23 protein-coding genes are annotated in these 26,547 nt (G+C 60.3%); all 23 read right to left on the minus strand.

Going from position 1 to position 26,547, the window contains the following annotated elements; genetic code table 11:
- Positions 1-136: 136 nt before the first annotated feature.
- The 23 genes from E6C55_RS20495 to accC all read right to left on the minus strand — a co-directional run bounded on the left by E6C55_RS20495 (position 137) and on the right by accC (position 26,506).
- Complete coding sequence (locus E6C55_RS20495) at positions 137-1,171, minus strand: FecCD family ABC transporter permease (RefSeq protein WP_136371689.1); 1,035 nt, start codon at positions 1,169-1,171, stop codon at positions 137-139.
- Positions 1,171-2,217 carry a FecCD family ABC transporter permease gene (locus tag E6C55_RS20500; protein WP_136371690.1) on the minus strand — a complete coding sequence of 349 codons (1,047 nt, stop codon included), beginning with the start codon at positions 2,215-2,217 and terminating at the stop codon, positions 1,171-1,173. Before E6C55_RS20500 ends, E6C55_RS20495 begins: the two co-directional genes overlap by 1 nt.
- A gap of 404 nt (positions 2,218-2,621) precedes the next feature.
- Positions 2,622-4,340, minus strand: a complete 1,719-nt coding sequence (locus E6C55_RS20505) for an ABC transporter ATP-binding protein (protein WP_136371691.1) — start codon at positions 4,338-4,340, stop codon at positions 2,622-2,624.
- A 272-nt stretch (positions 4,341-4,612) separates the two neighbouring features.
- A complete protein-coding gene (locus E6C55_RS20510; protein ID WP_168735777.1) occupies positions 4,613-5,779 on the minus strand; it encodes a peptidylprolyl isomerase in 1,167 nt (388 codons plus the stop codon).
- A gap of 127 nt (positions 5,780-5,906) precedes the next feature.
- Positions 5,907-6,779, minus strand: coding sequence for a fumarylacetoacetate hydrolase family protein (locus E6C55_RS20515; RefSeq protein ID WP_136371693.1), 873 nt, complete (start codon positions 6,777-6,779; stop codon positions 5,907-5,909).
- A complete protein-coding gene (locus E6C55_RS20520) occupies positions 6,776-7,960 on the minus strand; it encodes an amidase (RefSeq protein WP_136371694.1) in 1,185 nt (394 codons plus the stop codon). The genes E6C55_RS20515 and E6C55_RS20520 overlap by 4 nt, the downstream gene beginning before the upstream one ends.
- 62 nt (positions 7,961-8,022) lie before the next feature.
- Positions 8,023-9,573, minus strand: a complete 1,551-nt coding sequence (gene ggt, locus E6C55_RS20525; RefSeq protein WP_136371742.1) for a gamma-glutamyltransferase — start codon at positions 9,571-9,573, stop codon at positions 8,023-8,025.
- 533 nt (positions 9,574-10,106) lie between these two features.
- The gene (gene spo0A, locus E6C55_RS20530; RefSeq protein ID WP_136371695.1) at positions 10,107-10,925 is read right to left on the minus strand and encodes a sporulation transcription factor Spo0A; all 819 of its coding nucleotides are present in this window, start codon (positions 10,923-10,925) and stop codon (positions 10,107-10,109) included.
- A gap of 217 nt (positions 10,926-11,142) precedes the next feature.
- On the minus strand, positions 11,143-12,471 hold the full coding sequence (gene spoIVB, locus E6C55_RS20535) for a SpoIVB peptidase (RefSeq protein ID WP_136371696.1): 1,329 nt from the start codon (positions 12,469-12,471) through the stop codon (positions 11,143-11,145).
- Positions 12,472-12,597: 126 nt separating this feature from the next.
- Positions 12,598-14,283, minus strand: a complete 1,686-nt coding sequence (gene recN / locus E6C55_RS20540; protein ID WP_136371697.1) for a DNA repair protein RecN — start codon at positions 14,281-14,283, stop codon at positions 12,598-12,600.
- Between the two features lie 42 nt (positions 14,284-14,325).
- Positions 14,326-14,775, minus strand: a complete 450-nt coding sequence (gene ahrC / locus E6C55_RS20545; RefSeq protein ID WP_136371698.1) for a transcriptional regulator AhrC/ArgR — start codon at positions 14,773-14,775, stop codon at positions 14,326-14,328.
- A gap of 2 nt (positions 14,776-14,777) precedes the next feature.
- Positions 14,778-15,239, minus strand: a complete 462-nt coding sequence (locus E6C55_RS20550; protein WP_136371699.1) for a hypothetical protein — start codon at positions 15,237-15,239, stop codon at positions 14,778-14,780.
- A gap of 229 nt (positions 15,240-15,468) precedes the next feature.
- Positions 15,469-16,344 (minus strand): TlyA family RNA methyltransferase, encoded by an 876-nt coding sequence (locus E6C55_RS20555; protein ID WP_136371700.1) that lies wholly within the window; start codon positions 16,342-16,344, stop codon positions 15,469-15,471.
- A gap of 3 nt (positions 16,345-16,347) precedes the next feature.
- On the minus strand, positions 16,348-18,237 hold the full coding sequence (dxs, locus tag E6C55_RS20560) for a 1-deoxy-D-xylulose-5-phosphate synthase (protein WP_136371701.1): 1,890 nt from the start codon (positions 18,235-18,237) through the stop codon (positions 16,348-16,350).
- 970 nt (positions 18,238-19,207) lie between these two features.
- Positions 19,208-20,089: a polyprenyl synthetase family protein gene (locus E6C55_RS20565; RefSeq protein WP_136371743.1), complete on the minus strand. Its 882-nt coding sequence runs from the start codon at positions 20,087-20,089 to the stop codon at positions 19,208-19,210.
- A 47-nt stretch (positions 20,090-20,136) separates the two neighbouring features.
- On the minus strand, positions 20,137-20,436 hold the full coding sequence (xseB, locus tag E6C55_RS20570) for an exodeoxyribonuclease VII small subunit (RefSeq protein ID WP_136371702.1): 300 nt from the start codon (positions 20,434-20,436) through the stop codon (positions 20,137-20,139).
- Positions 20,423-21,790, minus strand: coding sequence for an exodeoxyribonuclease VII large subunit (gene xseA, locus E6C55_RS20575; RefSeq protein ID WP_136371703.1), 1,368 nt, complete (start codon positions 21,788-21,790; stop codon positions 20,423-20,425). Before xseA ends, xseB begins: the two co-directional genes overlap by 14 nt.
- Positions 21,791-21,817: 27 nt before the next feature.
- Positions 21,818-22,675 carry a bifunctional methylenetetrahydrofolate dehydrogenase/methenyltetrahydrofolate cyclohydrolase FolD gene (folD, locus tag E6C55_RS20580; protein WP_136371704.1) on the minus strand — a complete coding sequence of 286 codons (858 nt, stop codon included), beginning with the start codon at positions 22,673-22,675 and terminating at the stop codon, positions 21,818-21,820.
- Positions 22,672-23,208 carry a transcription antitermination factor NusB gene (nusB, locus tag E6C55_RS20585; protein ID WP_136371705.1) on the minus strand — a complete coding sequence of 179 codons (537 nt, stop codon included), beginning with the start codon at positions 23,206-23,208 and terminating at the stop codon, positions 22,672-22,674. The genes folD and nusB overlap by 4 nt, the downstream gene beginning before the upstream one ends.
- 423 nt (positions 23,209-23,631) lie before the next feature.
- Positions 23,632-23,862 (minus strand): DUF2273 domain-containing protein, encoded by a 231-nt coding sequence (locus E6C55_RS20590; RefSeq protein WP_136371706.1) that lies wholly within the window; start codon positions 23,860-23,862, stop codon positions 23,632-23,634.
- Between the two features lie 19 nt (positions 23,863-23,881).
- Positions 23,882-24,445: an alkaline shock response membrane anchor protein AmaP gene (amaP, locus tag E6C55_RS20595; protein WP_136371707.1), complete on the minus strand. Its 564-nt coding sequence runs from the start codon at positions 24,443-24,445 to the stop codon at positions 23,882-23,884.
- 162 nt (positions 24,446-24,607) lie between these two features.
- The gene (locus E6C55_RS20600; RefSeq protein WP_136371708.1) at positions 24,608-25,015 is read right to left on the minus strand and encodes an Asp23/Gls24 family envelope stress response protein; all 408 of its coding nucleotides are present in this window, start codon (positions 25,013-25,015) and stop codon (positions 24,608-24,610) included.
- 120 nt (positions 25,016-25,135) lie between these two features.
- Entirely contained in the window at positions 25,136-26,506 is a 1,371-nt protein-coding gene (gene accC / locus E6C55_RS20605; RefSeq protein WP_136371709.1) for an acetyl-CoA carboxylase biotin carboxylase subunit, read from the minus strand.
- Between the last annotated feature and the right edge of the window lie 41 nt (positions 26,507-26,547).

Raw genomic sequence — 26,547 nt, forward strand, 5'->3', positions numbered from 1 at the left:
ATTTGATTCTGTTAGGATGTTCCAATCCAAGGGGGTTTAATCTCCCTCTTGCCTGCACAACAAAATAAAGAATAAAGAAGCTCCCTCCGGGCAATCGGATCGCCAGGAAGGAGCTTATTGCGGAATGTCCGGAGGCTTACCCTTTCTTCATTCTCGTCATCAGATACAGGAAGTACGGCGCTCCGATGATCGCCACCACAATTCCGGCCGGCATCGAGGAAGGCTGGATTGCCACCCGCCCGATCGTATCGGCCGCAAGCAGCAGCAGTCCGCCGGTCAGCGCCGAAGCCGGAATCAGAACCTGGTGCTTCGAGCCGACAAGCCGGCGGGCCAGGTGCGGTCCGATCAGGCCGACGAAGCTGATGCCGCCGCCCACGGCGACGCAGACGCCGGCCAAGGCGACCGCCGCCAGGACGAGCAGCCCCCGGTCGCGGTTCGTGCGTGCTCCGAGTCCCGTCGCAAGCTGTTCTCCGAGGCTCAGCACGTTGAGCGTCCTCGCCTTGAGCAGAACGTAAGGCACGAGCACGCACAGCCACGGAACGACGGCAATGACGTACTTCCAATTCGCTCCGACGATGCTGCCGGCAAGCCAGGTCTGAACGAATTGATATTGCTCGGGGCTCAGCTTGATCGTCAGCACGATCATCGCCGAGGAGATGCCGCTGCCGATGGCGATCCCGACCAGCACGAGCCGGGAAGGCACGACGCCCTCGCCTCTCTTGTAGGCCATCGCCAGCAGCAGACCGGCGGTCGCGAACGCTCCGATCAGCGCGAGAACCGGCAACAGGAAGATCGGCGCCGCCGTGTTCGATTGGTAGAACGACACGAACAGCACGACCATCAGTCCGGCTCCCGCGTTGATTCCGAGAATGCCCGGGTCCGAGAGCGGATTGCGCGTAATCCCTTGCAGAATACAACCGGACAGGGCCAGCCCAGCTCCAACCATAATCGAGATCAGAATACGAGGAAGGCGGAATTCGAATAGAATCAGATTCTGCTGGGCGGTTCCGTGCCCGAAGACGCTCTTGATGACGTCCAACGGCGAGAGATGGATGACGCCGGAATTCATGCTGATAATGAAGACAACAACGATCAGCACGGCCAGAATCCCGACGATGAGCCAGGACTTCGCGTCTCGCTTGTTGCGTGAACGGATGGCGGTCGAAGTCATCAGATCACCTCTTTCTTGGCGCGACGAATGAGGAAGACGAAGAAGGGAACGCCAATAATGGAGATGATGGCGGCCGCCGGCGTCTCATAGGGGCGATGAACCATTCTCGCTCCGATATCCGCAACGACGAGCAGCAGGCTGCCGAGCACGGCCGAGCACGGAATAATCCAGCGATAATGAACCCCGACGAGATAACGGGAGATGTGCGGCACGATCAACCCGATGAAGCTGATCGAACCGACCGCCGCTACCGAGCTGCCGGCAAGCATCAGAACGAGCACCATGCCGATTATCTTGATCAGGCCTGTCCGAATGCCGAGGCCCGCAGCCACATCGTCCCCGAGGCTCAGCATCGTAATCTGGCGGGAGATGACCAATGCGCCGACGATACCGATTGCGATCCAAGGCCACATGTAGGCGAGCTGGCCCCACTTCGCTCCGGCGACGCCGCCCGCATACCAGAACGCCAGCTCCTGGCCGATCCGGTATCGCAGGGCGATCCCTTCGCTGATCGCGTTCAGCAGCGCGACAACCGCTGCGCCCGCGAGCGCCAGCCGGGCAGGCGACATGCCTCCGCGAGTCGCCGAACCGATGCCGAACACGAGAATCGCGCCCCCGGCCGCTCCGAGGAAGGACATGAATACCAGTTGGTTAAACGACATGCCCGGGAAGAAAGCGAAGCAGAGTGCCAGCGCGAAGCCCGCCCCCGCATTAATGCCGAGCAAGCCCGGGTCCGCGAGCGGATTGCGGGTCATCCCTTGCATGATCGCCCCGGATGTCGCGAATGCCGCACCGACAAGTCCTCCCATAACAACGCGCGGCAGGCGCAGCTCGCGGATGATCTGATGCTGCGTCAGATCCGGATTAAAGCGGAAGACAGCTTCCCATACGGTCAGGAACTTGATGTTGGCGGCGCCCAATGAGACCGATACGATAAAGGCAAGAACAAGCGCGATCAGGCCGCCGAAGATAATAATTCCCGCCACCTTCGGGCGGGAACGCAGTTGTGTGACCGGCTGAGCGGTCGAATTCGCGGATTCACCCATTGACATATGTACCTTCTTCTCTGTTCCAGTCTGCGACTGTTGATTCTGCAACTGTTGATTCTGCAACTGTTAGCCTGTTGCCACTCCACTTGCTGCCAATACGCTCTCTGTCATTCCATTAATTGAGAATGATTATCATATAACACGAAAGTAGGATACCGTATCCGCGTTCCTGCTGTCAAACGAAATTTCGACCGTGTCCCAGCAATTGGTGCCGCTCGCCGGGTCCAGCCGCTCTCCCGGCACCTCTCCCTGCATCTCGGCAGCTCCACAGCGCCTCCACGGGACGCCTGCGGCATCACAAGCCGCGGCCGGCAGCGAAGAAGGCCGAAGCGGGCTCGTTCGCCCGTTCAGCCTTCTCGCGCTCCAGATCGCGTCCAGTTGGCCTCTCCGTCACCCTTCGCTTAACGCGACCCGAACTGCGCTTGGTGAAGCCGGCTGTAAATCCCGCCCCGGCCGACAAGCTCCTCGTGCCTGCCCTGCTCCGAGATGCCCTCTTCCGTCACGACAACGATGCGGTCCGCGTTCTTGATCGTCGCCAGACGGTGGGCGATGACAAGCGTTGTCCTCCCTTGGGAGAGCTCCGTCAACGATTGCTGGATCGCGGCTTCCGTCTCGGTGTCGAGCGCGGACGTCGCCTCGTCGAGAATGAGAATCGGCGGATTCTTCAGGAACATGCGCGCGATCGCAAGCCGCTGCTTCTGTCCGCCGGACAGCTTCACACCGCGTTCCCCGATGACCGTCTCCATGCCTTCCGGTTGCGCGCGGATAAACTCCTCCAGCTTCGCCCGGCGAGCGGCCTGCCAGATCTCCTCGTCGGAAGCGTCCAGCTTGCCGTAAGCGATGTTCTCCTTGATCGTGCCGGAGAACAGGAACACATCCTGCTGCACGATGCCGATCTGGCGGCGCAGCGACTCCAGCTTAATGCCGCGCACATCCATCCCGTCGATCGTAATGCTTCCGTCGTCAACCTCGTAGAACCGCGGCAGCAAGCTGCAGAGCGTCGTCTTGCCGGCGCCGGAAGGACCGACGAAGGCAACCGTCTCGCCCGCCGCGATGCTCAGGTTGATGTTCTTCAGCGCCGACGATTCCGCTTCGTAGCCGAAGCTGACATCCTTGTAGCGGATGTCGCCGCGCAGGTAATCGACCGACACCGCATCCGACTTATCCCGCACGTCCGGCTCGGTCTCGAGCAGCGTGATATACCGCTTGAAGCCGGCGATTCCCTTCGGATAGCTCTCGACGATCGCATTGATCTTCTCGATCGGACGGAACAGTACATTGACCAGCAGCAGATAAGCGATGAATTCGCCGTACCGGAGCTCGCCGTCGATAACGTACCACGCGCCGCAGATCATGACGAGCAGAGACACGAGCCTCATGAGCAGATAGCTGATCGACAGGCTTTTCCCCATAATCTTGTAGGCAACGAGCTTCGCGAACCGGTAGCGCTGGTTGTTCACCGCGAACAGCTTCTTCTCGTGCTCTTCGTTGGCGAACGCTTGGACGACGCGAATGCCGCCGACATTGTCCTCGACCCGGGCGTTGAAGTCGGCCATGTCCGCGAACATGCGATGGATCGCCTTCGTCATCCGGCCGTTGAACACGATAGCGAGCGCGATCATCACCGGAACCGTAGCGAACGTGATCAGGGCCAGATCCATATGGATGTTCGCCATGAGCACGAAGGCGCCTGCCAGCGTCATGACGGCGATGAACAGATCCTCCGGTCCATGGTGCGCCACTTCGCCGATCTCGTTCAGATCGTTCGTCATCCGCGAGATCAGATGGCCGGTCTTGTTATTGTCGAAGAACCGGAAGCTCAGCTTCTGCACGTGATCGAACAGCCTCCGGCGCATGTCCGTCTCGATGTTGATTCCAAGCATATGTCCCCAATAATTGACGACGAATTGCATAAAGGTATTAATCAAGTAAATCCCGAGCAGTCCGAGACATGCCCAGACGATCAGATTCCAATCCCGTTGCGGCAGCAGATCGTCGACAACCTTATTGACCGCGACCGGGAAGCCGAGCTCCAGCAGGGCGACGAACACCGCGCAGCAGAAGTCAAGATAGAACAGCCCCTTATAAGGACGATAGTAGGCAAAAAAACGGCGGATCAACGGTGCACCTCCATGCGAGTAGTAAGAAACAAGTGCCGCTTGTTTCGATGTTGCTTCGAGAATGATTATCAATCGACTTAGCCTTTAGCCATTGTACCTAATAATGACACTGTCATCAACCATGTTTTGCCGGGAAAATACGTCTGAAGCCATCTTCGGTCCCGACAACGAAGAAGCCACCCTCGTCCCGACAAGGACGGAAGGTGGCTCCCGCTTGATCTTGCTATGATTGAGCATGGCAACGCCATGCCCGCGAACGCTTGGGCCCCGGCTTATTGCGCGGCCGATGCTTCCGGCGAAGAGGAAGCCGATGCGCTCGGCTCTTCGCTAGCCGCCGTCGCGTCCTCGTCCGTCAGGAAGTTCTTGTAGCCGTCCGCCTTCTTCGCTTCGGTGTACCAGTCGCTGAAGCCTTCGTTGATCTTCGAATCCAGGTAGTCGTTCTTCACTTGGTCCTTCACATCGTCATAGGAAGCCGTAACCGCATCCTTATGGTCGACAAGCTTGATGATATGGAAGCCGTTCGGCGATTCGACAACGTCGCTGATCTCGCCCTTCTTCAGAGCGAAGGCTGCCGTCTCGAATTGCTCGTTCATGACGCCCTTGCCGAAGTAACCCAGATCGCCGCCGCTCGCCGCGGAGCCGGTGTCGATCGACTTCTCCTGCGCGAGAGTGGCGAAGTCGGCGCCTTCCTTCAGTTGCTTCAGCACCGCTTCCGCCTCTTCCTTCGTGCTCAGAAGGATGTGCGAAGCTTGCACCTGCTCTTCTTCGCCGTAGCTGTCCTTGTTCTCTTCGAAGTACGCCTTCAGATCGTCTTCCGTCGGCGCCAGTCTCTTCTCGAACACAAGGCGAAGCTCAAGCTGCGGCAGCACCTGCTCGCGGAACGATTCCACGGTCATGCCGCTCGAGGCGAGAGCCGATTCGAACTGCTCGTCCGACGTAATTCCGTTCGCTTCCCGAATGTTCAGGATATAAGCGTCGATGTCCGCCTCGTTGACTTCCTTGCCCGTCTTCTCGGCTTCAAGCTTGATCACCTTGTACATCATCACTTGATCGAGCTGGGAGCCGATCGAAGCTTCGCCGGATTGCTTGATGAGCTCGTCCATCAGATCGGCCTTCGTGATCGACTTGCCGTCAAGCTCGCCGACCGCTTCGCTGCCGGAACCGCCTCTATCCACGACTAGTACAACGATAAGAGCGATAACCGCAACGACGGCGATGACGATCCAAGGCCAAGGAGCCTTGACGACGGGAACGGCGGCCGGCTTCGGCTCCGCTTCCTTCTCGGTCACACCGCTTGCGCTTGTGTTATCGTCTTCCGCATCGGCTTCGACGATATCGAAGACGCCGGTGTCCGATGCTTGCTCATCGGCGGCGTTATCCTTGTTCAGTTTGATCTCATCTTGATTCAATTCCTCTGAATCTTTGCGAATGTCGCTCATTCTTGTAAGACCCTCCTCTAGTATTAAAAGCACCATTGTTCCACTATATCAAACTTTCCTCATAATACCTTAAGCTAAACTTAAAAAACAGAAAAAAACGGACGCTTGCCCGTTTTTTAATGTGCACTTAAGCTTGCTTGAACATGTTCACCGGATTGCGAAGCGGAGCCAGGCCGGAGATCCGGCATTCCGCTTCGTCTCCGGACACGATCCGCACCGATCCCGGGGTCCCGGTCATGATGATATCGCCCGGCAGCAGGCGCATGACTCGGGACACGAAGGAGACGATATGCCAAGGATTGTACCTCATCATTGCGACCGTGTTGCGATGAACCGTCTGCCCGTTATGAACGGTCTCCACAACAAGCCGTTCCCACTCCGGGAGCTCGTCCGCCGTCGCCAGCTCCGACCCGAGACTGAAGAAGCTGTCGAACGACTTCGCCCGGAACATATACTTCGCGTTCTGCGCCAGCAGGTCGGCAGCCGTCATATCGAGCGACGCCGCGTAACCCGCCACGACCGCCGGCGCTTCCGTCTCGTCGACGTCTTTGCACTCCCGGCCGATCACAATAGCCAGCTCCGCCTCCGCCGTGACGCGTTCCGACTGCACCGGAAGCCTGATCGGCTCGCCGTCTCCGATCAAGCTCGTATCCGGCTTGGCGAACAGAACGGGCGCATCGTCCGCGCTGCCCTTCAGCTCGATGAGCTTCTCCATATAATTCATTCCGAGCCCCATAATTTTGCGCGGCCGGCGGACAATGGGCGCCAGCTTCGCTTCGCCGGTCGGTACGGCCTCCAGGAGGGCCAGAGCCTGACGCCCCCCTGCTTCCCGATGCCAGCGGACGAGCGCCTCCCATTGGCCGTTCTCGAGCAATTCCATGAGCGTCTCGCCCCATTGGGCGCCGAGCGCGCGGTTGATCGCCGTTATCGGAACGTACCCGCGATCGGTTGCAATCGCCGCCGTCTCGCTGCCGCCCAGCTTCAGCATAACCGCCTTCATTCGGCTTCCTCCCCGGCTGCGGACGCTCTCGCCTGCAGCCATTCCAGCAGCGCCAAATCCCGTCCCCTGCCGGCGATAAAGCTGAGACCGATCGGACAGCCGCCGGTTGGGACGAAGGGAACCGTCGCTTGGGCGGTTCCGGTTAATCCCGCGATGCAGGTCAGCTTCATCGCCGCCGTCCGCTGCTTCTCGGCTTCTTCGCCGGTCAGCTTCAGCGCGGGCGCTTCCCCCATGACCGTCGGGATGACGAGCAGCGCGCCGCCTTCCAGCAGAGCGTCCATCTGCCGCTCGAGCTCGGCCTTCTTCTTCAGAAGCGCTGGCTTCGCCTCCGGCGGAAGCGTGCTGGCCCATTCGAAGCGGTCCGCGATGCCCGGACCGAATGCCGGCTTCTCGCGGCGAATCCATTCGCCGTGCTCCTCCCAGATCTCGGCGCCCTGGATGGCGCGGAACGTCGCGGCCCACTCCGCAAGCCCGTCTCCGGGCAACTCCGTCCAAGCCGTCTCCATATCGGCTCCGTACGTCTGCAGCTCGCGAAGCAGCGCCTCCCGCGTGTCGTCCCGCGCTTGCTCCCAGGCCTCGCGCGGCAGAATCAGCTTGCTGAAGCCCGCAGGCCCGGAGCGGGCCGGCTTCAGCAGCACCCGCCCCGCCGCAAGCAGCGTCGCCGCATCGGCGCTCATCCACCCGATCGTATCGAAGCTCCTCGCGAGCGGGATCACCCCGTCCATCGGCACGGAACCGAGAGACGGACGGAAGCCGTAGAGGCCGCAATAGGAGGACGGAACCCGAACCGATCCTCCTGTATCCGTGCCGAGCGCGAAGTCGGCCAGCCCGGCGGCAACCGCGACGGCAGAGCCGCTGGACGAGCCGCCCGGCGCCCTTCCCGGAGCCTTCGGGTTGACGGGCGTCCCGTAATGGTGATTTTCCCCGACAAGGCTGTACATCAATTCGTCCGTAAGCGTCGTTCCTTGCATCCGGGCTCCCGCGCGCAGCAGCGCCTCGATCGCGCTTGCGTGCCGATCCGCGGGCCCGTGCGTGCGGAGCCAATCGGGATTGCCGGCGCTTGCCCGACAGCCCGCTATCGCGAATACATCCTTCACGGCGAAGGTCAGTCCGCTCAGTTCGCCTTCCCCAAGCGGCTCCAGCACCACGTCCGGGCGAACATAGGCGTTCCATTCGTCCATCGTCTTCGCTCCCTTCCGCCTCTCTGTCTCTATCCTGACAATCGTTCCGTGGTTATCCGCGCTTACCATCCGAATGCGGCTCCGTCGCAGCGCGGGTCCGTCCCTCCCGTTCGCATCCCCGTCTCCCGGTCGATCCGAATCGCGTGCGCATGGCCGACAATGCCGTCATATTCGCCGACGATCCGCACCTTATGTCCGGCTGCGGCGAGCCTGTCTGCGACTTCCGGGGCGATGCGGGCTTCGAGCTTCAGCTCCTGCGTCCGCTCTCCCCACGTTCTTCCCCACACCCAACGCGGAGCCGACACGGCCGCCTGAGGGTCCATTCCGTAATCCACAACCCGCGTGAGCAGCGCCGTCTGCGTCTGCGGCTGGCCTTCCCCGCCTTGCGTACCGTAGAGAAGGAAAGGCTTGCCGTCCGCCAGCGCCAGCGCCGGCATCAGCGTGTGGAACGTTCGCTTGCCCGGCTCCAGCCGATTGACGTGCGCGGGATCGAGCGAGAAGAACGAACCCCGGTTCTGAAGCAGGATGCCGGTCTCCCCGGCCGTCACGGCCGAGCCGAACTCGAAGTACAGGCTCTGGATGAACGAGACTGCGTTGCCGTCCCCGTCCACGACCGCCGCGTAGGCGGTATCGCTTCCGAGCGGTTCCGCGGCTTGCGGCAGTGTCTTCTCCGGATCGATGCGGCCGGCCAGCTCGGCGGCGTATTCCTTCGAGAGCAGCCGCTTCAGCGGAATATCCGAGAAGCCCGGGTCCGTCAAGTAAGCGTCCCGATCGCGGAAGCTCAGCTTAAGCGATTCGATCAGCAGATGATAATATTCGTAAGAGCCGTGAGGAACGTTCGCCAGGTCGAAGCTCTCCAGGATGTGAGCGGCCATAATTCCCGTGAACCCTTGCGAATTCGGCGGCACTTGATACAGATCATACCCCCGATAGGAGCCCGCAGCAGGCCTAGCCCACTCGCCCGCATGCGCCTCGAAGTCTTCGAGCGTCAGCAGACCGCCGGTCGCTCCGAGGTGCCGCACGATCTCCTTCGCGATCCCTCCACGGTAGAAAATATCCCTTCCTCCCCGAGCGATCTTCTCCAGCGATTCCCCCAGCTCGCGTTGACGGAAGCGGCTGCCGATAACCGGCACCCGGCCGCCCGGGAGATAGATGCGGGAGGTGATCGGCTGCTCCCTTAACACGTCGAACCGGGAGACGCTGTTCTCGTGCTGATCCGGCGATACCGGGAATCCGTTCTTCGCGTAATCGATCGCCGGCTCCAATGCTTCCGCGAACGTCAGGCGCCCGTAGCGCCCTTGCACGGCCGCCCAACCGTCGACCATGCCCGGAACGGTAATCGCGCTTGCCGGGCCGCGCTTTGGAATATCCGGGCCCGCGAACCGCTCCCGCGACGCCAGCCTTCCCGAGCGGCCGCTGGCGTTGTAAGCCGTCACCCCGCCCTCGGCGGCGGCGTGCATCAGCCAGAAGGAATCTCCGCCGAGACTTGTCATATGAGGGTAGACGACGGCCAGACAGGCGCTGACCGCCACGGCCGCATCGAACGCGTTGCCTCCCTTCAGCAGAATCCGCGCCCCCGCTGCGGAGGCAAGATGATGCGGGCTGACTACCATCGTCTTCGTTCCCGTTATCGGTCTGGACAATTCGCTGTCATCTCCCGTCCCGTCTCGATCGCTTGCCGTCGCGATCGCTTAATGCGTTATTTGAATAAACCGGATGAATTGCGACAAAAGGTATCCTAAATTTAATCAAGATTCATAAGAGGGTCAATCGCATTTGGCCGCATTTGACACCATCACAACTGTAAGCGCTTGCAAATATCGGAATGAACAAAATTGTCGGAGCAGTCGGCTGCGGTCTACGCGCGCCGCTCCGACGACTCGTACGATTTTATGTGAAAAATCACATTCATTGGCGCGGATTCGAGCGGCTCGCGGCGTTTTATATGATTTTTCGCATACATACCGCATTTGGAGCCGCAACTGCCGTCATATATGCGTTTTTTCACATTCATTGCCCCGCCAACCCCCTTTTTCCACCGAACGAATACGATTTTTCGCATAAAACTCCACTCCATACAAAACGCCACTCCTCTGCCGGCAGTGTTGCTGCCGACGGAGAAGTGGCGCTTAACATGACTTGCCTCCTAGCTCACCTTGTGCTCGATCCGCAATTTATCCGCCACCATCGCGATGAACTCGCTATTCGTGGGCTTGCTCTTCGCGATGTTGATCGTGTAGCCGAACAGGTGCGAGATGCTGTCGATGTTGCCGCGCGTCCAGGCGACCTCGATCGCATGGCGGATGGCGCGTTCGACGCGGCTCGGCGTCGTCTTGAACTTCTCGGCGATGGCCGGGTACAGCGTCTTCGTAATCGCTCCGAGAATCTCGATGTTGTTGTACACCATCGTGATCGCTTCGCGGAGGTACTGATAACCCTTGATGTGGGCCGGAACGCCGATCTCGTGGATGATGCTCGTGATGTTCGCGTCCAGGTTCTTCGGCTTGCCGATCGGAACGATCGTTGCGGAGCGCGTGATCGACGAAGAGACGGAGGAAGCGGTCAGAGCCGGCGTGCTGGCGGGAGAGCCCGCCAACTGACGAATTCGATTGGCGAGAACGTCCATATCGAACGGCTTCAGTATGTAATAAGATGCGCCCAGTTGAACCGCCCGTTGCGTTATAGTCTCTTGACCGAAAGCCGTGAGCATAATGATCTTCGGCATAGAGGGCAGATTCAGCTCTCGCAGCTTCTCCAACACGCCAAGGCCGTCGAGATGAGGCATGATGATGTCGAGGATCATCACGTCCGGAACGATCCGGTTCTCTTCCAACTGGCGGATGACTTCTTCTCCGTTGTAGGCGACTCCAATGACCGTCATGTCATCCTGATCTTCAATATACTCAGACAGCAAGTTAGTGAATTCTCGGTTGTCATCAGCAAGGAATACTTCAATCCGCTGCAAGGTCTGGTCCTCCCTTTCTGTATAAATAAATTGGGGTCAAGAAACGCACTCTTCTCGTTTCCTCTGGTACGAAATTCGACACTTGCCCCTCAATTCCTTCTTCACTGAAGTGTTTTCCGAAATCTTTTTCTTTATTTTTTTGCCAAGATGGACTATAATAATTAATTTTGCTAATTCACGTGTTTTTCCGCATTTTTTCGACAAAACATCTAAGGCGTCAAATCGCCTTAGATGTTTGCTGAAGCGGTTGGAGCATAATTCCGGCATCCTGCAGCATCCATTCGATGAAGCAGCCGTATCCCGAAGCCGGATCGTTCACGAAGACATGGGTAACCGCTCCGATCAGCTTGCCGTCCTGAATGATCGGGCTTCCGCTCATGCCCTGTACGATGCCGCCGGTTCTCTCGAGCAGCTTCGGGTCCGTAATCCGGATAACCATCCCCTTCGTCGCGGGACTTGTCTGCTTCGAGACGTGGACGATCTGGATCGAGAACTTCTCCACCTTCTGCCCGTCAACGACCGTCAGAATCTCCGCCGGTCCTTCCTTCACTTCTTCGGCGAAGGCGACGGGAATCGGATCGGAATGCATCGCGTGCTCCGGAAGCCGATCCATCTTGCCGAAGATGCCGAACGGCGTATTGCGTTCCACGCTGCCGAGCGACTTGCCTTCCTTCACGATAGTGGCCCGCTTCTCGCCCGGCTCCCCGTTCTGGCTCTTGGAGATGGACAAGACGTTGGACTGAAGAATCTGCCCGCTGCCGACATCGATCGGAGTCTGCGTATCCATATCCGTAATGACATGGCCCAGTGCGCCGTATACGCCCTGATCCGGAGCGTAGAAGGTCAAGGTCCCGACGCCTGCGGCGGAATCGCGAATATACAGTCCCAACCGCCAGGCGCGATCTTCTTGATCGAACGCCGGCCTCAGCGAGGTCGTGAATCGCTGCTTGCCGCGTTTAACGTCCAATTGCAGCGCCGTGCCGTTCCGGCCGGCCGCTTCGGCGAGCGCGGCCACCTTGGTCACGTCGTTCAGCGGCGTGCCGTTGATCGCAACGATAAGATCCCCTAGCTTGAGCTTCGCTTCTTCCCCGGGAGAGCTTCGCTTGTCCGGTCCCGTCTGCACCAGATGATGCCCGACAACCATAATGCCTGCCGCCTTAACCTTGACGCCGATCGTCTGCCCGCCGGGAACAACCCGCAAGTCGGGAACGACCTGCAGCTTCACCGTCTTGAACGGAATGCGCCCGAACAGCTTCAGCTTGAGCTCGGTCACTCCGCTCTGCTTGGGCAAGATGGACAACGGCTGATTCATGTTGACCGGGAACGAACGGGCTTCCTTGCCGTTCACGACGGCGACGCCGGTATCAAGCGACCCGCTGGCATGAACGGGCATCGAATAGTTCAGGTGCCTCGCTTGACCTTGGAACAGCCTGACTTCATTCGGAAAAGCGGCATAATGACGAATCGGGGCAGAGGTGACGGCAAGCCCTAAAATAAAAACCAGGACGATTCCGAAGCTGCGGCGAATGGAGGGCCAACGGTTCAAAGTCTCACGCTCCCTTACAGTCTCGCCGGTGGATTGTGACGTTCCGGCATCGTAACTATAAGGTAACCGTGCCCCCCCGGTTTTATGTTCCCAAAAAGCTTCCTTGAAACGCGATTTCAGGCGGTATTACGCGTTTTTTTGCCGACTTGCGAGCACCAGCATCTCCTGGGCGTGATGGCGGGTCTTCTCCGTGACTTCCACCCCGCCGAGCATTCTTGCCAATTCCTCCACCCGGTCGGTCTCCGCCAACTCGCGAACCGAAGTCGACGTCCTGCCGTCCGGCGTCACCTGCTTGCGGATCTCATACTGCCGATCCGCCATACAGGCGACCTGGGGAAGGTGCGTAATCGCGAATACCTGGCACTGCCCCGCAAGCCGCGACAGCTTCTCCGCGATCGCTTGCGCGGCGCGGCCGCTGACGCCGGTGTCGACCTCGTCGAAGACGAGCACGGGAATCTGGTCGATGCGGGCGAAGATCGCCTTCAGTGCCAGCATAACGCGGGACATCTCTCCGCCGGACGCGATCTTCGACAGCGCCTTCGGTGGCTCGCCCGGGTTCGGCGAGAGCAGGAATTCGGCCATGTCCGCGCCGGTCGGTCCCAATTCGCCGGATTCAAGGCGAACCTCGAACACCGTTCTCTCCATCTGCAGGTCCTTCAGCTCGGTCTCGATCGCGCGGGCGAGCACCTTGGCGGCATCCTTGCGGATCGCCGACAGCGATGAAGCCAGCTCGGCCAGCTCGGAGCGAAGCTGCTTCTCCGCCGACTCCAGCTCCTTGAGCCGCTCCTCGCGATTGTCCAGCTTCTCCGTCTCCGCCTGAATTTTGTCCCGGTAGGCAATAATATCGGAGACGGTCTCTCCATACTTGCGCTTCAGCCCGTGAAGCAGGTCGAGCCTCCGCTCGATCCGGGCGAGCCGGTCGGGATTGAACTCGATGCTGTCGCGGTAATCGCGAAGCTGGAAGGCGGCATCCTCCGCGTTGTAGTAAGCGGATTGCAGTTGCTCCACGATCGGCTGCAGCGTGGCCGAATCGTACTTCACAATGTCCTGCAGCCGGGTAATCGCCCGCGACAAGGCGGCCAGCCCCTTCGCGCCGTAGACGAGCTCGTACGCCTCGGAAGCCGACTCCGCCAGCTTCTCGGCGTAGGCGAGCTTGCTTCGCTCCTCCTCCAGCGCTTCGTCCTCGCCCGGCTTCAGCTTGGCGGCTTCGATCTCTTCCAACTGGTAGCGATACATATCCAGCATCTGCATCTGCTGCCTGGACGTGTCCTCGAGCTCCTTGCGTTCCTTCGCAAGATGGTGGTAGCGCTCGTACTTCGCACGATACGCCTCCTTGATGGAAGCAATCCTGTCGCCCGCATACTGGTCGAGCCATTCAAGATGGCGCTCCGTCCGCAGCAGCGATTGCGGCTCGTGCTGGCCGTGAATGTTGACCAGATGCTCCCCGACTTCCCGCAGCATCGTCATCGTGACGCTCTGGCCGTTGATCCTTGCATTCGACTTGCCGTGAAGCAGCAGCTCGCGCCGAATAAGCAGCGTCTCCTCCCGGTTCGCCTGAATGCCGAGCGTATCCAGCACATTCCAGACAGGATGGTCGGAAGGCAGATCGAACACCGCCTCCACTTCGGCCCGGTCGTAGCCGTGGCGCACCATATCCGCCGAGCCTCGCCAGCCCGAGATGAGTCCTACGGCGTCGATGACGATCGACTTGCCCGCGCCGGTCTCCCCCGTCAGCACATGGAATCCGTTATGGAACCTCATCCGAATTTTCTCAATGACCGCCAGATGACGAACCGACAGCTCTTGAAGCATCCTGATTCCCCCCGTTACCCATCCTTGTTGTCCGAACGACCGTTATCGCACCATCTGCCGGATTCGGTCGGCGAGAATCGGCCCTTGCTCCTTCGTGCGGCAGATCAGCAGCATCGTGTCGTCCCCGCTGATCGTTCCCATGATCTCCGACCAATCCATCCCGTCGATCAGCGACGCGATCGCGTTGGCCGTTCCCGTCATGCACTTCACCACGACGAGGTTCTCGGCCGCCTCCGCCTGTATAAAGTGGTCCTCGAGCGCCCGCTTCAGCTTCATCGCCGGATTAAAGCGCTGGTCGAGCGGCATCGAGTACTTGTACCTTCCGTCTTCCAGCGGCACCTTGATGAGCTGCATCTCCTTGATGTCCCGAGAGACGGTCGCCTGGGTCACATTCACTCCTTCGCTGCGCAACGCCTCGACCAGTTCCTCCTGCGTCTCGATCTCTTGCTTGCCGATCATCTCGCGGATTTTCCTCTGCCTCTGACCCTTCATCCCTATTCATCCTCCACTTTGAATCGCACCGTATGTATCGTCTGTCCCTTCGGATCGGCAATGACAATGCCTTCGCACTCCGGGAACATCAGGGTGAAGGCGAGCAGCCTGTCCCTTAGTCCCGACGGCGTCCATTCGATCGGCTTGCGGGCGCGATCGATCTTGACCAAATAATAACAATCGTCCTTCTGGACCAAATAATCGAAGTACAGCCTCGTCGCTTGCATCGGCCCGTCGTCGACCGCTACCGCGAGCGGAATCCGGTGCTTGCCGGAGAGCACCTCGTAGCCGCACGTCTCCAGCCAGACGACCGACTCGTCCGCATCGACGGGTCCGTCCTGGGCAAGCCGCCTGAGCCGCAGGCTTGGCGGAGCGTGCAGCCAACGGTTAAAGCGATGAACAAGCCACCATAACAGCAAGATCACGACGATTACAAAAACGAAGCCATCGCCGAGCTGGCTCATCGGGACGCCCCCCTCTCCCCAGGCGTGAGGCTGACTGCACCTCTTCTACCTAGTTCGAGGCCTTCCAAGGAATCTCCTGTCCAGACATAACAAAAAAACCGGAGCTGGACAGACAGAAGCGGAACCGCATGGACGGGCCGTTCTTCGGCAGCTCCGGGACTTGAATACCCGAGCGCGGACGCCTCGCACCATCGATGGGACGGGCAGGCATCCGCGCGTTAACGTTGGCTCAGCCGCCGCCCTTCCGGAAGACGGAAGCCGCCTCGGCCGCGGTTCGCTTGGCAAGCTCGGCGATCTCCTCGTTCCTCGCAGGGGGAGACATTCCGCCCTCTTCCCTGCCGCCTTCCTCGCGGGCCGGCAACCGGCGCCAATAAGCCAGAAATTCGATATTGCCCTCTCCCCCGGTAATCGGGGAGTAGGTTAAGCCCTCAAGCTCGAAGCCAAGACCGTTCGCGTAAGTCAGAATCTCCCGCAGCACCGTCTCGTGCACGGAAGAATCGCGCACGACGCCGGACTTGCCGACCTGCTCCCGTCCGGCTTCGAACTGCGGCTTGATGAGAGCGACCGTCCCCCCGCCGTCCTTCAGAAGCGGAGCCAGGGCGGGCAGAATGATCTTCAGGGAGATGAAGCTGACATCGATCGTCGCGAAGGTCGGCGTCGGGCCTTCCAACTGATCGGCGGTCACATTGCGGAAGTTCGTCCGTTCCATCACGCGGACCTTCTCGTGCTGCCGAAGCGACCAATCGAGCTGGTTGTAGCCGACATCGATAGCATACACGAGAGAAGCTCCGTTCTGGAGGGCGCAATCGGTGAAGCCGCCGGTCGAAGCCCCGATGTCGAGCATGACGGCGTCCTCGAGGCGGATGCCGAAGTGCCTGATCGCCTTCTCGAGCTTCAAGCCGCCTCGGCTCACGTACGGATGGGGAGCTCCCTTCACCGTGATGGCCGAATCGCGCGGAATCTTGGTCCCCGCCTTGTCGACCTTCTCGGAGCCGACGAGCACAAGCCCCGCCATGATGGCCGCCTTGGCCTTCTCGCGGCTCTCGAAGCAGCCCAACTCCACGAGCAAGACGTCAAGCCGTTCCTTCGTCGTTGTCGTCGTCATCGCTCAGGTCGCCTTCTGGCGCACTCGCAGCGCTTTGGAGCGGAGCTCCGCAGCGACGTGCTCCGCGGTCAGTCCCGCGTCCGCCCGCTGTTCCTTGATGCTGGCATGCTCGATGAAGCGGTCCGGAATGCCGACGAGCGACACCGATACGTTCGTCACGTGGCTCTGGGCGTAGAACTCGAGAATAGCGCTGCCGAGCCCTCCCGCAATCGCCGTCTCCTCGAGAACGAGCAGCGGCAGATGCTCCTGCGCAAGCTCGCGCAGCATCTCTTCGTCGAGCGGCTTGATGAACCGGGCGTTGACGACCCTGACGTTAAGGCCTTCCCGCTTGAGCAGCTCCGCCGCTTCCTCCGCTACCTGCACCATCGGACCCGCAGCGATAACCGCAGCGAAGTCGCCCTCGCGCGTCTTCTCCCACTTGCCGATCGGCAGCGGCAGCGGCACTTCGTCCATCGGAACGCCGAGCCCGTTCACTCGCGGATAACGAACGGCGATCGGTCCGTCGTCGTAATCGACGGCCGTCTTCATCATCCGGCGCAGCTCGTTCTCGTCCTTCGGCATCATCAGCACCATATTCGGAATGTGGCGCAGGAAGGCGATATCGTACACGCCCTGATGCGTCTCCCCGTCCGGACCGACGAGGCCCGCGCGGTCGATCGCGAAGATCACGTTGGCGTTATGGCGGCAGATGTCATGCACAACCTGATCGTAAGCCCGCTGCAGGAAGGTCGAGTACACGGCAAAAACCGGCTTCATCCCTTCCAACGCCATCGCGGCGGACAGCGTAGCGGCGTGCTGCTCGGCGATGCCGACGTCGAACATCCGCTCCGGGAACCGCTTGGCGAAGCCGAGCAGCCCCGATCCTCCCGGCATCGCCGGCGTGATGGCGACGATCCGGCTGTCCTGCTCGGCCAGCTCGATCAGCGAGTTGCTGAACACCTCGGTGTACATCGGCGGTCCTACCGACTTCACAACCTGGCCCGATTCGATCTTGTACGGCGTGATGCCGTGCCACTTGTGCGAATCGGCTTCGGCCGGCGAGTACCCCTTGCCCTTGACCGTCAGAACGTGAACAAGCACCGGACCGTCGACCTTGTCCGCCTGGCGGAGCGTATCGATGAGCTTCTCCGTGTCGTGTCCGTCCACCGGCCCGAAGTACTTGAGGCCGAATTCCTCGAACAGCATCCCCGGCACAACCAGGTACTTGATGCCGTCCTTGAACCGCTCGGCGGTCTTGGCGAGCTTGCCGCCGACGGCCGGAATCTTGCGCAGGAACGATTCAAACTCTTCCTTCGCCTTCCGGTACGTCTTATCCGAACGGACTTTGCCCAAGTAATTGTGCAGCGCGCCGACGTTCGGAGCGATCGACATCTCGTTGTCGTTCAGGACGACGGTCAGCTTCCGCTTCTCGTGGCCGATATGGTTAAGCGCCTCCAGCGCCATCCCCCCGGTCAACGCCCCGTCTCCGATAACGGCGATGACGCGATTGCGCTCCCCCTTCAGGTCCCGAGCGAGCGCCATTCCCGCGGCGGCGGACAGCGAGGTGCTGCTGTGGCCCGCTTCCCACACATCGTGTTCGCTCTCCGTCCGCTTGACGAAGCCGCACAATCCGTCCTTCTGCCGAAGGGTATCGAAGCGCCCCATACGCCCCGTCAGCATCTTGTGCACGTACGCCTGATGGCCAACGTCGAAGATAAACTTGTCCTTCGGGCTGTCGTACAAGTAGTGCAAGGCGATCGTCAATTCGACGACGCCAAGGTTCGGAGCAAGATGGCCTCCGGTCGCCGAGAGCTTCTCGATGAGAAAATGTCTAATTTCCTGAGCCAACTGCGGAAGCTCCCCTGGCGCAAGCTTCTTCAGATCAGTTGGACTGTCGATATGATCGAGCAGCAAGTAAGTTCCCCGCTTTCCCCGAATTTGACGCAAGCTCAGCGTATTCCATATCCTTATATGAATAAGCGTAGCGGCTCAAGCCAACTTCTCTTGTGCATGCAATTGTGCAGTCGATTCTGCAGATGGCATGTGGTTCCAAAAAAATATTACGCCCATTATACCATAACCGGAAAACAAACCCCAAGTGCGGAGCGAAGGAATGGTTCTCTTTTCGACGAAAAACGCTCCTTGCGGGCGTGCCGTTGTGCCTAATCTCCTTAAATTTTCTCCTCTGGCGGTCCGTTTCGCTTGGCGGATCTCTCTTCGCTGGCGGCTCCTTCTTCGCTGTGGCTCCTTCTCTCCGGCCCGCTGGCTGTTGCGAATTTTTCGATTTTATGCGATTTTTCACATTCGTCGGCATGGATTTGGAGGAAAAAGCGGCGTTTTATGCGATTTAATACGAAAATTAAGTCCCGCTAATGGCGGGCAGTACCGGATTGAGACAGAAAAGTCCCGCCACCGTCTACCGTCCCAACGCGGTCGGCATGTTGGTGAATTGGCGAGTTGATTTCCATATTATGGTGATAAAGAAGGCGCTCTCTCCCTTCTGACCCCTTATGCCTCTTCTCCCCTTGGATCAGGAACCTTCGCTCGCCGATCATTCGCTTTGATCTTAGATCAGCCCATTCCCTTGCACCTCCTCATCCTGATCGAAAGGGAGAAGAGACCTAATGCCGCCAGAGGGAATACACCCATGGGGTAGTTTCATCCCTGCGGATGGCCGCATACGGATCATTTTCATGGTAGGGGGTGACAACACTCGTGTTGTCATAATTGTTTTCACATTCATTGGGGCTCGACGCCCCCCTTGCGAGAGGGCAATGTCAAAAAAAAGCAACGCCCCTCCTCCGGAAAATCCGATAGAGAAGCGTTGACTTGACGATTTTTTAGCGATTTTTTAGCGATTCTTTAGCGATTCTTTAGCGGTCCCTCAATGATCCCGGTTCATCATGGCATCCGCGATTCCTTCGAGCAGCTCCGTCCGGCGCAGGCCCGCTTCGCGGATCGCAACGATCGCTTCCGCGGTCAGCTCGCTCACCCGTCTCTGGCTCTCGGCGAGCCCGATCAGGTACGGGTACGTCACCTTCCCTTGCTTCTCGTCGCTCTTCAGCGGCTTGCCCAGCTTCGTCTCGTCGCCGACAAGATCCAGAATGTCGTCTTGAATCTGGAAGGCAAGCCCGATGTTGCGCCCGAACAGCTCCAGCGCGGCAAGCTGCTCGCCGCTTGCTTCCGCGGCATGTCCGCCCGCCCGCAGCGAGCAGGCGATCAGATCGCTCGTCTTGTGGAGATGGATGTACTCAAGCTCATCCAGCGTCGTGATCCCCTGCTCGCCGAGCATGTCGCTCGCCTGGCCGCCGACCATGCCCGGCAGGCCGGCATAGCGGGCCAGCTCGGAGACGAACGAGAGCACCCGCTGCGCGGGCACTCCGAGCCCGGAGGCGGTGGAGGCGACGTAGAACGCATGGGTAAGCAGACCGTCCCCCGCCAGAATGGCCATCGCCTCGCCGAACACCTTATGGTTCGTCAGACGACCTCTGCGGTAATCGTCGTTGTCCATGGCCGGAAGATCGTCATGGATCAGGCTGTACGTATGGATCATCTCGATCGCCGCAGCGAACGGAACCGCTCGCCGGGCGGCGACCTCGTCGCCGGCCACGCACTCGGCGGCAGCCAGCGCGAGAATCGGGCGCAATCTCTTCCCGCCGGCGTCGAGCGAATAGCGAATCGCCTCGTTCAACCTTGCGGGAACGGGCCAGTCGCCGGGAACGATAGCTTGCAGCGCCAGCTCGACCTGGTCTCTCAGGCCCTTCATGTAGGTGTGGATGTCGATCGTCTGAGCCAATGTGCGTAATCTCTCCTTTATTCCGTTGCCGCGTCCTCGCGTCCCGCAGCGAAAGGCTTGCGCTGAACCCCGTTCTCATCCTCGACGAGCTGCTCGATTCGTCGTTCGACCTGCTCGAGCTTCTGCCCGCACAGACGAGAGAGCGCGATCCCCTCCTGATAGAGCTCGATTGCCGTCTCAAGCGGAACGTCCGAGCTCTCGAGCCGGGCAACGATTCCTTCAAGCCGATCCATCGCTTCCTCGAACGTCAGAACGACGCCCTCGGCTCCGTCGGTTCGTTCGATCGATGCTTCCGCATTCCCGTTAGGTGTGGCCATTCGCGATCTCCTCCTCCTGCAGCGCCCAGACTTGGCAATCCATCCGCCCATCCGTGAGGCGAATCTTGACGATGTCGCCGGGCTGCACTTCCTTGATCGAGCGGATCAAGGATTTCTCTTCCTCTTCGTATACGAGGCTGTAGCCTCGCGACATGATCTTGAGCGGGCTCAGCGCATCCAGTTGCCGAACCGCCAGACCGAACTGCCCCTGCTTGCCGCGAAGCGCATTCTTCATGGCCAGCTCCAAGCTTCTCCCCAGTTGGTCCGCCCGCTTCCTCGCGAACGCCGCCTGCTCCGCGGGACTGACCGCCGCAAGGCGGCCATCGAGCCGCGACAGGCGCTGCTTCGCTCGCGCCGCATGCGCTTCGGCGCGGTGCCGCAGCCGTTCGCGCAGCCGATCGAGCTGCTCGGCCCTTGCGAGCAGCGCCCGCCGCGGCTGCGCGAAGAACGGCGATCGCGCCGCACGCTGCCACCGCTCGCGCGAGCTTGCGACCGTCAGCTTCAGCGACTTCGCCATGCGCAGCTCAAGCGTTGCCAGCCGCTGCTTCAGCTCCGCCGCGTGCGGGACCGCCAGCTCCGCGGCCGCCGTCGGCGTAGCGGCCCGCAGGTCCGCTGCGAAGTCGGCGATCGTGAAGTCCGTCTCATGCCCGACGGCCGAGATGACCGGAATCGCAGACTTGCGGATCGCCCGCGCGACGATCTCCTCATTGAACGCCCACAGTTCCTCGAGCGAGCCGCCGCCGCGACCGACGATCAGAACGTCCGTCTCGCCGAGTTTGTTCATCGCGGCGATGGCCCTCACGATGGACGGAGCCGCCGTCGTCCCTTGAACGGATACCGGATAGAACAGAACCGGCACCGAAGGGTGCCGGCGCTGCAACGTGATCAGGATATCGCGAACCGCCGCTCCCGTCGGCGAGGTGATGACGCCGATCGCCTTCGGATAACGGGGGATCGGACGCTTGAGGCGTTCCGAGAACAGCCCCTCCTCCTCCAGCTTCCGCTTGAGCTGCTCGAACGCGAGGTACAGACTGCCGATTCCGTCCGGCTGCATCGCCGTCACGTAGAATTGATATTGCCCGTCGCGTTCGTACACCGATACGCCGCCCCGGGCGAGCACCTTCATGCCGTCCTTCGGCGCGAACGGAAGCCGCTGATTGTGGGACGCGAACATGATGCTCTTGAGCCGGCCGCTCTCGTCCTTGAGCGTGAAGTACATATGTCCGCTGGAATGCCGGGTGAAGTTCGAGATCTCTCCGCGCAGCCAGACGTCTTGAAGCTGGCGGTCTCCCTCCAGCTTCATCTTGATATATCGATTGACGTCGCGGATGCTAAGCACGCGTGATGGTTCCATCTCTTCGCCTCCGCTCCGCACAGCTTCCTATTCGATTCCGTGTGTCTTCTTCGCCGCCTTGAGCGTGTTGGCCATGAGCATCGTGATGGTCATCGGGCCAACGCCGCGAGGAACCGGCGTAATCCAGCCGGCCGTCTCCAGCACGTCCTCGTAGTCGACATCGCCGCACAGCTTGCCGTCCGGAAGACGGTTGATGCCGACATCGAGAACGACGGCTCCCGGCTTCACCCAATCGCGCTTGACGAGCTTAGGCACCCCGACCGCGGCCACGAGAATGTCCGCGCTTCTCGCCACTTCCGCCAGATTCGGAGTGCGGGAATGGCAGATCGTCACCGTCGCATGTTCGCGAAGCAGCAGCAGCGAGATCGGCTTGCCGACGATGTTGCTGCGGCCGATGACGACGGCATGCTTGCCTGCGGCCGAATTGCCGGTCCGCTTGAGCAGCTCGATGCAGCCCGCCGGCGTGCAAGGCAGCAGCGAATCGTCCCCGATCATCAGGTTGCCGACATTGATCGGATGGAAGCCGTCGACGTCCTTGGCCACCGAGATCGCGTCGATAACCGGCTTCTCCTCGATATGCTTCGGCAGCGGAAGCTGCACCAGAATGCCGTGGATGGACTCCTGCTCGTTAAGACGGCCGATCAGTCCGAGAAGCTCCTCCTGCGTCGTCTCGGCGGACAGGCGGTGAACCTCGGAATAGAAGCCCAGATCCTCGCATGCCTTCGCCTTGTTCCGGACGTATACTTGGGACGCCGGATCTTCCCCGACCAGAACGACCGCAAGACCAGGCCGAACTCCCTTATCAAGAAGCGAGGCGACCTCCGATTTGATCTCCTCGCGAATCGTATCCGATATTTTTTTCCCGTCGATGACTTGTGCGCTCATTCCCGTTCCCCTTCCTCCGATGTGCTTGCGGCCGAAGAGGCCTGCTCTTCCGTTCCGTCCGCCTTCACAGCGTCTCTGCTCTCCGAATCCTTCTTGCCGCCGGCTTCCTTCTCTCGGATCATACGTCCGAGAACGCCGTTCACGAACTTGCCGGACTCTCCCGTTCCGAAGTGCTTCGCCAGCTCGATCGCCTCGTTCACGACGACCTTGGCCGGCACGTCCGACCGGTATTCGAGCTCGTATGCCGCGAGTCTCAGAATCTGCCGGTCTACCCGGGACAACCGGTCGACCTGCCATCCCGTCAGATAGACGGAGAGCTGCTCGTCGATCCGCTCCCGCTTCTCGGAGACGCTGCGAACCAGCTCGCGCGTGTAAGCGTCGACGGCAATGACGCCCTCGACATCCGCTTCGAGCTCGTTATCCTGGCGAATCTCTTCCATGACGGTATCGACGGCCGCATCGGCCCCGACTCCGTTCATCTCCATCTGGTACAGGCATTGCACCGTTATTTCTCTTGCCAATCTACGCTTCATGAATCCTCCGATCGAGTTCCGAGAACTGGGCTTCCATTCCTTATTTGCTATCCCCGTTTGGGGTCGGCTCCATACCTTGATTTGCTCCATGCTTGACACTTTGGCTCCACGCCCGACGCTCGAATCCATGCCACGCCTCCGCACCACCACAGGCCCCCGCACCATATCAGACTCCCGCAACCCGCGCATAAAGCCTGCAGCCGAGTCGAATCCCCGTATCCAAGCTTCATGCCCGCGCCGGAATCGCCGGAACCGCCGCAGCCCGGCTTGTCTCCTGACATGAGTCGATCCCTAAACGAACGGACGCGTTCGCTTAGGGATGAAGCGAGCCGAAGCGCCTGCGGCTTCCGCTTAGCGCCGGAGAGGCCCGGCGGAGACGATGCCACGTTCGCGCACCGCTTGCACGCGCCCGCTGCGCACCGTTCACTTGATCCAAGGCCAGCGGTCGTTCACCCACTCGGTCAGCCGTTCCCAGCGCACGAGCGGCCCCCGCTTCAGGTCCTTGTTCTTGCCGATGGCATACCCGACGCACAGAAGAAGGGCGAAGAAGAGCATGTCCCAGAATCCGCATATGAGATAGATGATGCCAAGCAGAAACCCCGCCGCGATACCGAGCGTTCGACCGCCGTAGGTGTCCCACCATTCCTTCCACATCGGTGGCATCCCCTCCCTCTTATTCTACGCGGCTCTTGTAGGCAGTCGGCGCCTGCGTCACGTTCGCTATGTAGACCGATACTTCCGATACCGGAATGCCGGTCGTCTCCTGGACGAGCTCGGACACCGTCTTCTGCATCTCCTCCGACAGCGCGGGAATCGACGTATCGCCGTCCACGAAAGCCCGAATCATGATCTGCAAGCCGGAATCCGCCGCCCGCACGCGAGCCTTCAGGTCCTTGACGCCCCGCGTGCGCGAAGCCGCCTTAAGCGCGAGATTCTCGACCGTATCGACCGAGATTCGAATGTCGCCGTGCTCGGAGCGCTGGGTGATCGACGGGGCTTGCCCGCCGGAGCGCTTGAACGAGACGATGAAGAGGCGCAGGCTCAGCAGAAGCAGCACGACGGCGATGACGATGGTCAGCCATTGGCTGAAGCTGTCCTCTCCGAGAATATCGTCCACCACGTTGCCCAGCCAGCGGGAATTGACGCCGCCTGCCGCTGCGACGATCGCGAACACGGATGCCGCGCCGACCGCCAAGCTGTATACGAACAAGAGCAGCCTGTCCACTACTTTGATCAACTTGAGTCTCCTCCAGTCCTGATCCGCCTGGTCTACCAATCAAACTCTTCCTTATGGAGAAAAAGCGCCTGACAGCCGCCCCTCGCAAGGAATCGGCCGTCACGCGCCGGCATTCGCAAGCCGAATCGAGCGTCCGCCCGGAATGTTCCTTATGCGGATGCTTTATCGAACACGCGCATGCGTCTCTTCTTCTTCCACCTTCTCGGCCGCCTTGAAGTGCACGTCGTGAATCTGCACGTTCACTTCGACGACGCTCAGCCCGGTCATCACTTCGATCGAGCGCTTCACATTGTGTTGAATCTCGGATGCGATCTCCGGAATTCGTCTGCCGTATTCCACGATAATGTTGACGTCGACAGCCGCTTCGCGTTGACCGACTTCCACCTTGACGCCCTTGGACAGATTCTTCCGTCCGAGCAATTCCGCGATGCCGGAGGAGATGCCGCCGCTCATTCCGGCCACGCCGTCCACCTCTACCGTCGCCAAGCCGGCAATAATCTCAATCACTTCCGGAGCGATCTGAATGGTTCCCATCTCGGTCCGTTCATAATCTGGCACCAATGTCTCCATTCTTCAATCCACCTCCCAGATTCCCATCGCGCCGCCGCCGTGGTTCGGACAGACGGCGTTCCGATTCTACTTCATACTATAGCATTGCCAAGGATTTATGACAAACAATCTCGGACTTGCTTATTGATCTTCCGGATCGAACGGAGAATTGATATCGTGCTCCTCGAGGAACTTGATATCGAACGTCCCCTTGTGGAAAATCGGATGCTCAAGCAGCTTCAGATGGAACGGAATTGTCGTCTTGACTCCGTCGATCATGAATTCGCCGAGCGCCCGGCGACCGCGCGCGATTGCTTCTTCGCGGGTCGGCGCCCACACGATCAGCTTCGCCACCATGGAATCGTAGTGCGGCGAGATCATGTATTGCGGGTAAGCGCCGCTGTCGACGCGCACGCCCGGCCCGCCCGGAGGCAGGTAGAAGCCGATCCGGCCGGGAGAAGGCATGAAGTTCCGGTCCGGGTCCTCCGCGTTGACGCGGAATTCGATCGCCGCTCCTTCGAACCTCACATCCTCTTGCGTGAAGGACAGCGGATTGCCTTCGGCGATCGAGATCATCTCCTTGATCAGGTCGATATTCGTGATCATCTCGGTCACGGGATGCTCGACTTGAATGCGGGTGTTCATCTCCATGAAGTAGAACTGGCCGTCCGGCCCGAGCAGGAATTCGATCGTTCCCGCCCCGGAGTAGTTGACCGCCTTGGCCGCGCGCACGGCGGCCTGTCCCATGCGCTCGCGAAGCGCGGGCGTCATGATCGGGCAAGGAGCTTCCTCGACGAGCTTCTGGCGGCGGCGCTGCACGGAGCAGTCGCGTTCGCCGAGATGGCACACGTTGCCGTGCTTGTCGGCGATAATCTGGATCTCGACGTGCTTCATGCCCGTCAGATACTTCTCCAGATAGACGCCGGCATTGCCGAACGCCTTCTCCGCCTCCTGCTGCGCCGTCGTGATCTCGCGAACGAGCATCTCCTCGTCGTCCGCCAAGCGGATGCCGCGGCCTCCGCCGCCGGCCGTCGCCTTGATGATGACCGGGTACCCGATCGCTCTGGCGAGCCGGACCGCTTCGTCGAGGTCCTCGATAAGACCTTCCGACCCCGGAATAACCGGAACGTCGGCATCCTTCATCGTCGTCTTCGCGACCGACTTGTCGCCCATGCGGGAGATCGCTTCGGCCGACGGGCCGATGAACGCGATGTTGCAGCTCTCGCTGATCTCGGCGAAGTCCGCGTTCTCGGACAGGAAGCCGTAGCCGGGATGAATCGCGTCGCATTCGGTCAGCGTAGCGACGCTCATGATATTCGTCAAGTTCAAGTAGCTGTCCTTGGAAGCGGTCGGCCCGATGCAATAAGCTTCGTCGGCCAGACGGACGTGCAGCGATTCGCGATCGGCTTCGGAATAGACGGCGACCGCCTGGATTCCGAGCTCGCGGCAAGCGCGAATGATACGCACCGCGATCTCTCCGCGGTTGGCTACCAGGATTTTGTTAATTTTCAAGAGCTGAGATCCTCCTTTGAGTTGGAACCGGCGCGGGCGGC

This window comes from Cohnella fermenti (assembly GCF_004801405.1).
Taxonomy (GTDB): Bacteria; Bacillota; Bacilli; order Paenibacillales; family Paenibacillaceae; genus Cohnella; species Cohnella fermenti.